We start from the raw sequence: 13,177 nt of genomic DNA on the forward strand, positions 1-13,177 counted from the left end.
AAAAACACAATACTAAAAACGAACTTTTTTACCAACAAATATGATTAAGTTCGATTTTAAACTATAATTTCAAGTTTTTTAATGCATCTTTAAACGGATTATTCTCAAGTGAATCTTCATTATTCATATACTTTTTCATTTCTTTTTTAGATACTTTGCCACTGGATTTATTTTTAAATCGTTTATCCATCTGTTCTTGTGTTTCAGTATGACCACAGACACATCGATAAACTGCATCTTTTCCACGTCCAAACAATGTCATTTTCTTCTTACAATTTGGACAACGTGCATTTGTCTTACGTTGGACATTCTTTTTAGTTTTACATGTAGGATCTTGACATACTAACATTTGTCCATTTTTAGTTTTAACTTTAATCATGAATTTTCCACATGTCGGACATTCAGTAGTAGTTAAATTATCATGCTTATACTTTTGCTCGCTACTTTTAATAGTATTTACAATCGATTGAGTAAATGCCTTCATTTCGTCAATAAAGTGTCGAGAATTATATCTTCCTTTTTCTATTAATAATAGTTTCTCTTCCCACTCGGCAGTTAATAATGGAGATGTTAATTCTTGAGGCGCTAAATCCAGAATTTGCTTTCCTTTAGATGTTACTTTGATTTTGCCATCTCTAGATTCGATTGCATTAAGATTAAATAGTTTCTCAATTATATCCGCTCTTGTAGCAACTGTGCCAATCCCTCCAGTTTGTCTCAATGTGTTAGCATGTTTCTTATCTTTAAGTTGTATATAATTTTGAGGGTTCTCCATGGCTTTTAGCAATGAACCTTCGTTAAAGTAATCAGGTGGTGTCGTTTCATGTTCATTTACTTTTAAACTTTGAAGGTGATACTTTTCCCCTTTTTGAAAAGCAACTTTCTTTACCACATTATCATTGTTCGTTTTAAGTGCTTTATAACCTAGTTGACGTGTGACTTTTTCATTAAAAACGAAGATATGTTGGCCAACAGTAACATTAACTCTAACCGCTTCATATTCATGAGGTGCCATTAATGATTCTAGGAACCTTTCAGCTACCATCATATATATCTTACTTTCTCTGTTACTCAAACTTTGCATATCTGGACGTACTTCTGTTGGAATAATTGCGTGATGGTCTGATACTTTATGATTATTAAAGATCCGCATTTTACTTGAATAAGATTGCCCCAACAATGATTTGACTTGTGATTTATAGTCAGTTGCTAATAAAGCATAAAGTCGTTCTTTAATAGTATCCACCATATCATCTGTTAAATAATTAGAATCTGTACGTGGGTAAGTAAGAACTTTATGGCGTTCATATAAATTTTGAATGGTATTAAGTGTTTCCTTAGGCCCCATTTTGTATCGTTGGTATGCCTCTTGTTGCAAATCGGTTAAGTTATACAGAGGCTTAGGATGACTTTTTTTAACTTTCTTTTCAACATTATCAACAATACCTTCTACATGTTCTATTTCATTAGCAATTTGAGTTGCGTCTTCCTTAGTCATGTGCTGCTTCTTTGTACTTAATTGGAAAGTTAATCCACCTATTTCAGTAGATAGTGTATAATATTTCTTCGGTTTAAAATGATTGATTTCTTGTTGCCTAGCATTAACTAATTGGATTGTTGGTGTTTGAACTCGACCCAATGATAATTGAGCATCATATTTCGTCGTTAATGCACGTGTTGCATTGATACCCACAATCCAATCCGCTTCACTTCTAGCTAATGCCGCTTCATAAAGATGTTGAAATTCACGTCCGTCTTTAAGCTTTTTAAATCCCTCTTGAATTGCTTTTTTGGTAACGGAGCTAATCCACAAGCGCTTAATCGGTTTTTTATTATGAACTTTATCCAATATTAACCGTGCAACTAGTTCCCCTTCTCTTCCAGCATCAGTCGCTATAATAACTTCTTTCACTTTTTTATCTAAAATCAGTGACTTAACAGTTTTAAATTGTTTACTTGTTTTACCAATAACTACTGTTTGCATGTGTTTCGGTATGATAGGTAAATCTTCAAGTTTCCATTCCTTGTACGCTTTATCATAGTGTTCCGGTTGAGCATTAGTGACTAAATGACCCAATGCCCATGTGACAACATACTTTTCGTTTTCAATATATCCATTACGTTTTCCCTTTACGTTCATAGCTTCAGCTATATCTCTAGCTACGGATGGTTTCTCTGCCAAAATTAATGATTTCATAGAACTTTCCTTTCAATAAAAGATCTCTTAATACATGTATTTGATGTAAATACAATTGTAACACGATAGACAATAGTCTAAACTTTCAATTACTAATAAATAAACTTATAATTAATTTAACAAAATGATATTGAAATGGAGGTACGCTATGGACATAGTCAAAGTAAGCAACCTGAACCAAATCATATCTTTTATTAATACATCATCAGACACCCTTGCGTCTTATATATATAAACTTCATACGTCTAAAGGTGATGTAGAACAGTTACTAAATGAATCTATCCATACTACTGGTGTTTTCTGTTTAATAGAAGATGATTCAATTGTCGCATTAATCACTGGAATTTTATATGAAGAAGATAAATACAAAGTTATTGGACCATTTGTTAGTGAAGATTTTACTCTTACAGATAATCATTTTATCTCATTATTTTCTGCATTAATGGAATCACAATCTGTTCATGCTACTTTTAACTTCTCTTATAATGATTGTGCACAAGATTCAAAACCTTTAATGAAGTTAATTCATGCTAATTATAACTTCACAGATTACTATTTAAATGTTTATAAATCATTAAATGAACCCGAGTCAGATTTCAATATCATTGAATATCAGCCAGGGTTCCAAAGAGCTTTCAGTAAGTTACATGAACAGACATTTAGACACAACGCATTAACTCCTAAAGAAATAGTCAATACTTTAGATGAACATAACCGATTATTTTTATTTGTTAGTGAAGGCTTGTTAAAAGGATACCTTTATTTACAAATAGACACGTTATCATCACTAGCTGAAATACGATATTTTAGTTCACATACTGATTATCGTCTAAAAGGGATAGCATTTGACTTACTTTCATATGCAATTCATTATGCATTTGAGCATTATTCTATTGATAAAGTTTATTTTAAAATACGTAGTAAAAACGCCACTTTAGTTGAACGATTTAATGAATTGGGATTCGAAATTGAAAGTGAATATACTAAATATAAAATTGATCCAAGTCAATTGAATTACTAGCATGCCATTAGAGCATATTAAGATAATTACACATTAAATCTTAATATGCTTTTTTTATTTAATTCAACGTATGAGCGTTTACATTTTAAAAGTTATTTTTTTCAGATAAAATGTTCACGAGTGTTATAGGAAGGAAACACTTGAAGTAAATAAATAAGGAGAGTGTTTACATAATGCAATTTATAGATATACTTATCGCATTATTACCTGCCCTATTTTGGGGGAGTGTCGTTTTAATTAATGTTTTTGTTGGGGGCGGACCTTACAACCAAATAAGAGGTACAACATTGGGTGCACTTATAGTTGGTATTGTATTGCTCTTAATTGGTAAAGCACAATTTGATAATTTAACAGTAATTATTGTTGGTTTAATTTCAGGTGCTTTGTGGGCCTTTGGACAAGGTAACCAATTACGTTCAATTAGTTTAATTGGCGTTTCTAAAACAATGCCTATTTCTACAGGTATGCAATTAGTTGGTACTACATTATTTAGTGCTATTTTTCTTGGAGAATGGAGTACTGGTATTCAAGTAACAATGGGAATTATTGCCATGGTTCTATTAGTTACAGGTATCGCGTTAACCTCTTTACGCGGTAAAAATGAAGGTAAATCGAATGATCCAGAATTTAAGAAAGCAATGTTAATATTAGTGATTTCAACAATTGGTTATGTTGGATATGTAGTAATAGCCGATATCTTAGGTGTCAGTGGTACTGATGCATTATTCTTCCAATCAATTGGTATGGCTATAGGTGGCTTCTTGTTATCAATGAAACATGAAACTAATATTAAATCTACAGCCCTTAACTTAATACCAGGTGTTGTATGGGCGATTGGTAACTTGTTTATGTTCTATTCACAACCTAAAGTTGGTGTTGCAACAAGTTTCTCATTATCACAACTACTCGTAATCGTTTCTACTCTAGGTGGTATTTTCTTACTAGGTGAGAAAAAAGACAAACGCCAAATGATTGGAATTTGGTCTGGTATAATCTTAATCGTTATCGCCGCATTTATACTCGGAAATCTTAAATAATTTAACATTACAAAGGAGGAACCAAAATGTTTTCAGATTTAGAAGGTAAAGTTGTAATTATAACTGGTGCTGGGAGTGGTATTGGTAAATCCTTTGCAGAAAATTTTGGTAAATCAAAAGCAAAAGTGGTTTTAAATTATCGCTCTGATCGTCATTTAGATGAAATTGAAGAAATTAAGCATATGATTAGCGATGCTGGTGGTGAAGCAATTGCCGTACAAGCTGATGTGGCTGTCGAGGAAGATGTAAAACGATTAGTTCAATCTGCTGTTAAAGAATTTGGCACGCTAGATATTATGATAAATAATGCAGGATTTGAAAAACCTATCCCAACCCATAAAATGTCAGTTGATGAATGGCAAAAAGTGATAGATATTAATTTAACTGGTGCATTCATAGGTTCTAGAGAAGCAGTTAATCAATTTTTAAAAGAAGATAAAAAAGGAATAATCATCAATACATCAAGTGTACATGATACGATTCCATGGCCTAATTATGTTAATTATGCTGCTAGTAAGGGTGGCTTAAAGTTAATGATGGAAACAATGTCTATGGAATACGCACAATATGGTATACGCATAAACAACATTTCTCCAGGTGCGATAGTCACTGAGCATACTAAGGAGAAATTCTCTGATCCAGAAACTCGTGCTGAGACATTGGAAATGATTCCGGCTAAAGAAATTGGTGAAGCTCAAGATGTAGCTAATGTGGCATTATTCTTAGCTTCAGATTTAGCGAACTATATTCACGGTACTACCATTTACGTTGATGGTGGTATGACTAACTACCCTGCCTTTATGGGTGGTAAAGGTTAAATTTCAAACACTATGCAATAAAAAGCAAGCAATCCTTAAAGTAGAATTGCTTGCTTTTTTCATATTTAATCAAATAAATATCGCTTGATAAACATATAAAATGATTATACTTAAGATAATCGAAATGTTAGTAACCATACCTACTAAAGGCAATGTCTTGTATTTAAATTGAATAGAATACGGAATAATCGCTACTCCTACTGGTAATAACCAAGCAATGAGTAATGTCGTTTTAATCATATTATCTGAAACAGGTAAGAAGAAATGAACGAGTAAACCAGCTAATAAACCTAAACCATAATGAGCTAATAAATATTTAACTGCGATTGGTAGGAAATGACGTTCAATTTTAAAATTAAGCATAACACCTAAAAGTATCATTGATAGTGGCATATTCGCTTTAGATATTATAGTGAAAAAATCAATTGATACTTTAGGCAAATGAATATTTAACATATTTAAAGTAAACATGACGATATATGTGACAAGGGGCACAGAAGTAATTAATTTTTTGCCTAAAAATTTAAAATCAAACTGATCTCCACCTTGACTGAAATAGCTTCCTACAAAATAAGTTACTCCAAACATAATAATTGCCCCACCTATATCAGCCATTCCAAAATAAATCATTCCATTTTTTGGCCAAATCGTATCAACAAGTGGATATGCAAATAAACCTATATTAAGTGATGCAGTCATCATTCCAACTGTACCTTTTATATGATTGTTATGCTTATTAAACAGCCATAATACAGTGACTTTAGCAAGGACGCCATACACAATCATCATTATAGGTAATATCGAAAATGACAAATCTAATTCTGCACTATTTAGATTGACAATGACTAAAGAAGGTAGTGTGACATTGAGTACTAATGTTGATAATACCTGACTATCTGCCGCTTTTAAAAAGTTTATCCATTTCAATAAATAACCTAATGCGATTAAAAGAATAATCATTATAAACTGCTCTGTCACGATAGTTCCTTCCTTCTTTTTAACGTTATTATTACAGTTAATTACTTTAACATAATTTACTTCATTTTTAGAAGTGGATTGTTTCATGATATAATTCAATGTGATTGTTAAATTTTGAAATTAAAGGGGTTTAAGATTAATGAATTTAGAATCACAATTAGATGAATTGAAGTATGATTATGTTCGTTTACAAAATGACCTCGAGAAACGGGAATCTTTAAATCAAAATATAGACCCTCTCGTTAAGCAACTTGAAGATATTGAATTACAAATCTCTGAGATACGTTCAAAATTACGTCAGAAATAAATAATTTTTCTATCTTATGAGATGATTAAAGTTGTGTAAATCTAGTATGATTTCTATTCAGTAATTCAGTCAGCAACTTCGAATTTGTTATATAGTGTCAAAATTATATTTTGTCTAAGGTTAATTATAGAAAGGAAGACAACAGGTGAAACTTTACTTATTATTATTGCCTATTTTATATCTCATCGTTAGTTACATAAGCATTTTTAAAATGCATTCGATTATTACTCGCATTTTACGCATTATTATGGGTGTATTATTACTGTTTGTACTAGCAGTTACAACTCTACAATTCCCTGCTGAAAACTGGTGGGTATTTATTGTTTTAGCATTACTTGTTGGTAATGTTGAAGTAACTGCATTCAAAGAATTGAAACATGATACTAAAGCTGTTTCAATTTTAAATATTTTATCAGTTATATTATTTATCATTTATGTTATTTTAACTTTTATCATGTATTAAATTAGTATAATTCAGTCAACTACTGCCAATATATAGTTATATAGGATGGTACGAAGTTGCACCAAGGTGATGTCTGAATTCGTCGAATTCATTGTCAGGAATTGTTTCAACAATATCATTTACATGTCGTGAAATATCATTTGTGGGGATAAGAACTGAAGTTTCCATTGGTAGAGTAAGTTGAGTCATGTTATAATTTTTATACATAAGGCACCTCGTTAATTTAGTTTAGTGATGTTTATTAAATTATACGAAAGTGCCTTATTTTTTTAAAGTATTACAATGTAAAATTACATATAAATACAAAGTATTTTGGCGAGACTCTTGAGGGAACAGGACAAGCTGAAGACTACAAGGCTGAAGCTGTCCCCTAAGAAGGGCCCCAACACAGAGAAACTGAGTTAATTAGTTTCTACAAGCAAAGCACGTTGGGCAAGCGAGCCAACAATACGGAGTATTGTAAATAAAGAAGCCAGTAAATGAATTTGTTAAAACTCATTTACTGGCTATTTCTCTAGGAATTATGTCCCAGCCTCTTTTGTTTTTTATTTTCTTGTTAACTTACCTTTAAGTGTAAAGAGAATTTCGTAAATTACGGGAACAACAATTAATGTAAGAAGTGTAGATGAAATCAATCCTCCGATTACAGTTGCTGCCATACCTTTTGAAATCAATATTGAGCTATCTTGTCCAAATAATAAAGGCAATAATGCACCAATTGTTGCAATGGCAGTCATAAGAATTGGTCTAATACGAGTGCCTCCCGCTTCTAACAATGCCTCCTTCATTGACATACCTTCATGTTCATTTGTTATCACACGATCAATTAACACTATGGCATTGGTTACTACGATACCAATTAACATTAACATTCCAATTAAACTTGGAACAGATATTGTTTCACCTGTAATCAATAATGCTAATACGACACCAATAATAGTAAATGGTAGTGAGAATAGTATTGTGAAAGGTGCTAAGCCACCTTTAAATGTGATGACTAATACTAAATATACGATAACAATAGCGACTAACATGGCGAATGCCAGTTGCGTCATCGCTTGATTAATGTCATCAGTAGCACCACCCACATTAACTTTAACGTTGTCTGGTTTATCTATATTATTGATTTTATTCATTACCTTACTAGATACACCACCTACGTCTGAATCAGTAATTTTACCGGAAACAGTTGTTGCGTAGTCACCATCTTCTTGAACTAATTTACTTGGCGTAGTTGTACGTTCTAGTTCGGCTATATCTTTAAGTTTTACCGTTTCACCTGTTGGTGATTTTAATTCCATATTATTTAATTTATTTCGAGACCAATCCGTCTGCTTGTTTTGTTTTACTTTGACATCGACTTTATTGTCATTTTCTTTAACTGTAGTAATCGTCTTTTCAGGCAAATTCTCATTTAAATTTAATGCTAATTGTCCTGCAGAAATACCTTTCTCTGTTGCTTTATTTTGATCTACTTTAATTTCATATTGATCATAGGTTTGCGATAAATCTGATTTTACATTGGTGATTCCGTTTACTGATTTCATCTTTTGCTCTACTTTAGCAACTGTATCTTTAATTGCATTCGTAGATGGCCCTTTGACTGTAACTTCAACTGAATCATTACCAGAACCATTACCCATGTCTTGATTTTTCCATTCACCTGGTTGATTCATTTTTGATAAATGCGAGATAACTTTATCAGGCTCTTCTTCAAAGTTAGGTGTATCTTTGTCATATTCAACCATAATAGCCATACTATTCGTACTACCAGTTGGGTCTGCTGGTGAAGGACCTCCCACTGAATATTGAACTGTTTTTACTTTATCCTTGGATTGTAAATATTTCTGCGCTTGCTTTGCATGATCTAAAACAGCTTTTTCAGTTTCACCGGGTTTAGGTGTATAGGTTACGGCTAAGAATTTGTCATCACCTGTTGAAATATAGCTTGTACCTAATTTTGCACCACCTAACGCAATGCTTCCTACTAGAATAACGACACTAATAATTAAGACTATCCATTTATGATTTAATGACCAATTTAAAATTTTACGATAACTCTTGCTTACAACACCTAGTCCTCTATCATTCTGATGTTGTGAATTACGTTTTAACTTAATACCTTTTTTAAAAAATGTAGAAGCCAATGCTGGCACCACAGTAATGGATACAAGTAAAGATGCTAATAAACTAAATGCAATTGCTAATGCGAAAGGTCTAAACATTTCACCAACTGAACCTGACACAAATGCTAGTGGTAAGAACACGATTATAGTAACGATTGTTGAAGACAAAATCGGTTTAAATACTTCTCTTGTTGCACTAATGACTAAATTGTTGCCAGACAATTCTTCTTTAGAATCTGATAATCTTCGATAAATATTCTCTACAACAACAATTGAGTCATCTATCACACGACCGATAGCAATTGTTAATGCACCTAATGTCAAAATGTTTAGCGATACATCACTTAATTTTAATGCGATAAGTGCTATTAAAATCGAAAGAGGAATGGAAACAATTGAGATAGCCGTTGTTCTAATATTTCTCAAGAATAATAAGATAACTATAATTGCGACTATCGTTCCTAAAGCTGCTTTTTCAACCATTGTATATAATGAATCTTCAATTGGTTTAGCAGTATCCATGGTTTTCGTAGCTTTTATGTCATCATTATTTTTTACAAATTCATCAATTTTCTTTTGAGCTTCTTTAGCAACTTGAACTGTGTTAGCATCTTGTGCTTTCATAATTTGTACATTAACTGCATCTTTTCCGTTCGTCTTAGAAATTGACTCACGTTCATCTCCTACAGTTATTGTTGCTAATTCATTTAATGGTACGCTTGGCATTTCTCCACTTGAAGCTTGAGATTGATTACTCATTTGAGATTGAGAACTTGAAGATGATGCATTATCTCCAGTACTACTCATCTCACTACTTGATTGATCATCATTGCTGCCTGATTGACTCTGGCCACTTATTGTTAATGGGATTTCTAAATCTTTAAGTGCTTTAACAGATTTAAATTGTCCATCCACTACTAAGGATTTTTCATTTTTTCCAAATTGAAACAATCCCAGAGGTGTTTCTCGAGTTGCTGTTTTTATGTAATTTTCTACGTCATCAGCTGTTAGTTCCGCTTCATCTAATTTGTTTTGTTTAAATTTCAATGTAACTTGTCTCGTTGTTTGACCATTAAGTTGAGCATTCTGAACGCCATCAACGGTTTGTAATTTAGGAATAAGTTGGTCATTAATTTCTTTTGTTGTGGTTTTTAAGTCATCATTCTTATTAGTAAATGAATAAGCTACGATTGGGAAAGCATCCATGGAATTTCGTGTTAATTCTGGCTCACTAACCCCATCTTTAAAGTCTAATTTATCTATTTCTTTCTTTAATACTTCTTCAGCTTTATCCATGTCTGTACCGTTATTATATTCAACAGTTACAATTGATGCATTTTGTATCGACTGTGTTTTTACACTTTTAACGTATGCTAGAGATCGTACTTGGTTATCAATTTTAGAACTAATCTCATCTTGGGTTGTTTGAGGTGTAGCACCTGGCATTGTTGTTTGTACAGATATAACTGGATTTTCAACATCTGGAAGTAATTCTAATTTTAATTTAGCACTAGAATATATGCCTCCTAATATTACTAAAACAACCATTAAGAAAATTGCGAATTTATTTCCCAACGAGAACGTTAACATCTTCTTTATCACTTATTTACTTCCCCCATTCTTTTTCTTTTAAAAAGCTATAATTTCTTTATTTTTTAATCATTCCTATTATCCTAAAAAAATCTGACGTCACAATGGTTATTGTGGAATCGTTCAGATTTAAATTTAATCGTTAATGACTATTTGCCTTTTAATTTACGAGAAATTTTAATTTTAGCTTTTGTTAATCGTGGTTTAACTTGTTCAATTAATTGATAAAGGGGTTGATTTAATACATAGTCAAATTCCCCTACCTTTTCACTTAAATAAGTGCCCCAGACACGTTTAAATGCCCATAAACCGTAGTGTTCAGAGTCTTTATCTGGGTTATTATCAGTTCCACCAAAATCATATGTTTTAGCGCCATGTTCACGCGCAAACTTCATCATCTCATATTGCATATGATGGTTAGGCAAGAAGTCACGGTAATCATTCGATGAAGCACCATATAAATAATATGATTTAGATCCTGCAAACATTAACAATGCACCAGATAAATAAATTCCATTAGGATGTTTTGCTAATAAGTCAGTCATGTCGTCTTTTCTTTCAATAGATTTTTGAATTTTAGATTCGACATCGTTTAATTTATTTTTAGTCTTTTTATCTTGCTTTCTCTCATATTTATTTTGAAGTTGCGTTTTTTCGTTTCCAAGTTCCTTAAGTTCATTATCAATATCATCTAAGACAGGTTTTGGTTCTAATTTCACAAGGAATAATTCAGCATCGCCATCTTCATGTAATGAGTCATAAATATTTTGGAAATAGCTTAAATCACGTGTTAAAAAGCCGTCACGTTCTCCTGTTATTTTCATTAATTCAGCGAAATTTTTAAGTCCATCGCGATTTGAACGTTCAACTTTAGTACCACGTTTCAATGAGAGTCTTACTTTAGAACGATTACGGCGCTCAAAACTTTGGAATATTTCCTCATCTGATTTATCTATTGGCGTAATCATTGTCATACGTGGTTGAATATAGTCTTTAGACAATCCTTCTTTGAAACCTTTATGTTTAAAACCTAGCGCATTTAAATTTTTAAGTGCATCTATACCTTTGTCTACTTCTACATCTGGATCAATTTTAATAGCATAGGCTTTTTCTGCTTTAGCTACTTTTTTAGTTTCTTCTAATAACTGTTCCAATGCAGCTTTATCACTATAATCCGTTACGAAGCCACGAGAAACGTAACAAAGCGTGAATGGTAGTTTAGGTATCTTTTTAAATAATAATTGACCTACACCTTTAATCTCACCATCTTCGCCCACTGCCACACGCTTTGAATACCATCCTGTTAGGCGTTTAGTTTCTGCCCATTTTGTTAACTGTAATAAATCACCATTAGGATGAGCTTTCACAAACGCATCATGCTCTTGGTTAGTGATATTCATCTTTTCCATGCTATAAAAACTCCTTTTTCTTTACATTAATTATAATTATACAATGTCATGTTTTGAGTGTCGACAAACTCGCCGTGCGATTAAAATATTATTTCTAGTTTTAAATTTTTGATATACTATAAAAACTTAAAATTTTAAATTAGTCTTTAAAAAGAGGTTTAACATGCGATATTTATTATTAATACTATTTATTTTGTTTAACACGATAGCTATTGTTGTCACTATGACTCAACCTTTAACAGTTTCATATTTTAGTTTAAGAGTAATGTTCGTTGGACTGTCGTTCGTCTTAACTATCTTTTTCTTACTTTTAAGGAAGTCTAAAGTGACTACATATCTCAGCATACTATCTCTAATACTTTCAATCGTTCATATGGCACTTATCGCCCATAGTACTTATATTTATCTATACTAACCTTCAGGCTCGAATCGATATTTCGCACCTTTCGTAATAATTGAGTAAGGTGCAGTCGTTTCTGTATCTTTAAATATAATCGTATTATAGCCTGACGTTTTACCATCTTGAATACGGTAAATAATATGGTCTACCGTTAATTGTACATCTGTATAATTTTCTCCTTCTTCAAGAATAGTCACATCGAACCATTTTTTCCATTTAGATAGTGTTTTAGAGCGTTTTTCACTATCAATAATTATTTTATGGATTTTAAATTGTTTTTGGAAAAGCGGGTCTAATTTCTGATTGTGCACTTCTTCCCTTTCATCCCATTCTATGAAAAATGGAGGCTTTACCATGTAATCAGGGTCTGCAATGTAAAGTAATTTCCAATTTACTTTATCACCTTTTTTATTCTCTCTATGCATTTCTATTGGTCCAATCGTATCAATGTTACGTTCTTCTAAAGATTTTTTTATCAATGCAATATTTGATGTTCTTAATGCAATTGTTTTAAACCCTTGTTTGTAATGGTCTTGAACGATTTTAGTCGCAAAAGCAACACGACCTTCTTCTGTTTTAGATTCTTTAATTAATTTTTCTTTATCTTCTACATCTATCAATTCTATGTAATTTTCATTAATATATGATAAACGATTGAATGTTCCAAATTTGTGATGTTTGCCACCAGAACTAATTTTCAGAATATCTCCTGGATATTTAAAGTTTTTAAGGTTGTCTACATAATGAATAATATGGTCAAATCTGAGTTCCATTGATCGTATTCCCCTTTAATTGTTCGACTTGCATCTATCTTATCAAACTTCTTGTAAG

The 13,177-nt window shown here is 31.9% G+C and carries 11 protein-coding genes and 2 pseudogenes; 6 read left to right on the top strand and 7 right to left on the bottom strand.

Annotation, left to right across the window (positions count from 1 at the left end; translation table 11 throughout):
- Positions 1-61: 61 nt before the first annotated feature.
- On the bottom strand, positions 62-2,197 hold the full coding sequence (locus SBL15_RS08860; protein ID WP_107614074.1) for a DNA topoisomerase III: 2,136 nt from the start codon (positions 2,195-2,197) through the stop codon (positions 62-64).
- 148 nt (positions 2,198-2,345) lie between these two features.
- Between SBL15_RS08860 and SBL15_RS08865 the strand changes: the two genes are divergently transcribed.
- The 3 genes from SBL15_RS08865 to SBL15_RS08875 all read left to right on the top strand — a co-directional run bounded on the left by SBL15_RS08865 (position 2,346) and on the right by SBL15_RS08875 (position 5,073).
- On the top strand, positions 2,346-3,218 hold the full coding sequence (locus SBL15_RS08865) for a GNAT family N-acetyltransferase (protein WP_317955783.1): 873 nt from the start codon (positions 2,346-2,348) through the stop codon (positions 3,216-3,218).
- A 173-nt stretch (positions 3,219-3,391) separates the two neighbouring features.
- On the top strand, positions 3,392-4,255 hold the full coding sequence (locus SBL15_RS08870) for a GRP family sugar transporter (protein ID WP_107611821.1): 864 nt from the start codon (positions 3,392-3,394) through the stop codon (positions 4,253-4,255).
- 26 nt (positions 4,256-4,281) lie between these two features.
- Positions 4,282-5,073: a glucose 1-dehydrogenase gene (locus SBL15_RS08875; RefSeq protein ID WP_037535999.1), complete on the top strand. Its 792-nt coding sequence runs from the start codon at positions 4,282-4,284 to the stop codon at positions 5,071-5,073.
- Between the two features lie 69 nt (positions 5,074-5,142).
- On the opposite strand, the gene SBL15_RS08880 is transcribed toward SBL15_RS08875, so the two are convergent.
- A complete protein-coding gene (locus tag SBL15_RS08880) occupies positions 5,143-6,051 on the bottom strand; it encodes an AEC family transporter (RefSeq protein WP_107611822.1) in 909 nt (302 codons plus the stop codon).
- Positions 6,052-6,190: 139 nt separating this feature from the next.
- Between SBL15_RS08880 and SBL15_RS08885 the strand changes: the two genes are divergently transcribed.
- Complete coding sequence (locus SBL15_RS08885; protein WP_011275116.1) at positions 6,191-6,358, top strand: SE1832 family protein; 168 nt, start codon at positions 6,191-6,193, stop codon at positions 6,356-6,358.
- A gap of 145 nt (positions 6,359-6,503) precedes the next feature.
- Entirely contained in the window at positions 6,504-6,821 is a 318-nt protein-coding gene (mspA, locus tag SBL15_RS08890; protein ID WP_011275115.1) for a membrane stabilizing protein MspA, read from the top strand.
- A 42-nt stretch (positions 6,822-6,863) separates the two neighbouring features.
- Here mspA and SBL15_RS08895 read toward each other — a convergent pair.
- From SBL15_RS08895 to SBL15_RS08905, 4 genes and pseudogenes are all read right to left on the bottom strand, one after another.
- Positions 6,864-7,028, bottom strand: a pseudogene (locus tag SBL15_RS08895) (IS5/IS1182 family transposase); the annotation flags it as partial.
- 83 nt (positions 7,029-7,111) lie between these two features.
- A pseudogene (locus SBL15_RS13020) lies at positions 7,112-7,320 on the bottom strand (hypothetical protein).
- Positions 7,321-7,366: 46 nt separating this feature from the next.
- Positions 7,367-10,549, bottom strand: coding sequence for an efflux RND transporter permease subunit (locus SBL15_RS08900; RefSeq protein WP_317955787.1), 3,183 nt, complete (start codon positions 10,547-10,549; stop codon positions 7,367-7,369).
- Positions 10,550-10,686: 137 nt separating this feature from the next.
- Positions 10,687-11,946, bottom strand: coding sequence for a lipid II:glycine glycyltransferase FemX (locus SBL15_RS08905; RefSeq protein WP_107611825.1), 1,260 nt, complete (start codon positions 11,944-11,946; stop codon positions 10,687-10,689).
- Positions 11,947-12,109: 163 nt separating this feature from the next.
- On the opposite strand from SBL15_RS08905, the gene SBL15_RS08910 reads away from it, so the two are divergent.
- A complete protein-coding gene (locus tag SBL15_RS08910; RefSeq protein WP_107611826.1) occupies positions 12,110-12,361 on the top strand; it encodes a hypothetical protein in 252 nt (83 codons plus the stop codon).
- Here SBL15_RS08910 and SBL15_RS08915 read toward each other — a convergent pair.
- Entirely contained in the window at positions 12,358-13,119 is a 762-nt protein-coding gene (locus tag SBL15_RS08915) for a VOC family protein (RefSeq protein ID WP_317955789.1), read from the bottom strand. The two genes, SBL15_RS08910 and SBL15_RS08915, sit on opposite strands and share 4 nt — an antisense overlap.
- Positions 13,120-13,177: the final 58 nt, after the last annotated feature.

Source organism: Staphylococcus sp. NWU MKU2 (assembly GCF_033283605.1).
Classification (GTDB): domain Bacteria; phylum Bacillota; class Bacilli; order Staphylococcales; family Staphylococcaceae; genus Staphylococcus; species Staphylococcus haemolyticus.

What these genes read in the sequence shown, in the direction of transcription:
- SBL15_RS08915 (WP_317955789.1), bottom strand. Translation starts at nt 13,119, where the DNA reads ATGGAACTCAGATTTGACCATATTATTCATTATGTAGACAACCTTAAA.
- SBL15_RS08865 (WP_317955783.1), top strand. Translation starts at nt 2,346, where the DNA reads ATGGACATAGTCAAAGTAAGCAACCTGAACCAAATCATATCTTTTATT.
- SBL15_RS08885 (WP_011275116.1), top strand. Translation starts at nt 6,191, where the DNA reads ATGAATTTAGAATCACAATTAGATGAATTGAAGTATGATTATGTTCGT.
- SBL15_RS08870 (WP_107611821.1), top strand. Translation starts at nt 3,392, where the DNA reads ATGCAATTTATAGATATACTTATCGCATTATTACCTGCCCTATTTTGG.
- SBL15_RS08905 (WP_107611825.1), bottom strand. Translation starts at nt 11,946, where the DNA reads ATGGAAAAGATGAATATCACTAACCAAGAGCATGATGCGTTTGTGAAA.
- SBL15_RS08910 (WP_107611826.1), top strand. Translation starts at nt 12,110, where the DNA reads ATGCGATATTTATTATTAATACTATTTATTTTGTTTAACACGATAGCT.
- SBL15_RS08875 (WP_037535999.1), top strand. Translation starts at nt 4,282, where the DNA reads ATGTTTTCAGATTTAGAAGGTAAAGTTGTAATTATAACTGGTGCTGGG.
- SBL15_RS08860 (WP_107614074.1), bottom strand. Translation starts at nt 2,197, where the DNA reads ATGAAATCATTAATTTTGGCAGAGAAACCATCCGTAGCTAGAGATATA.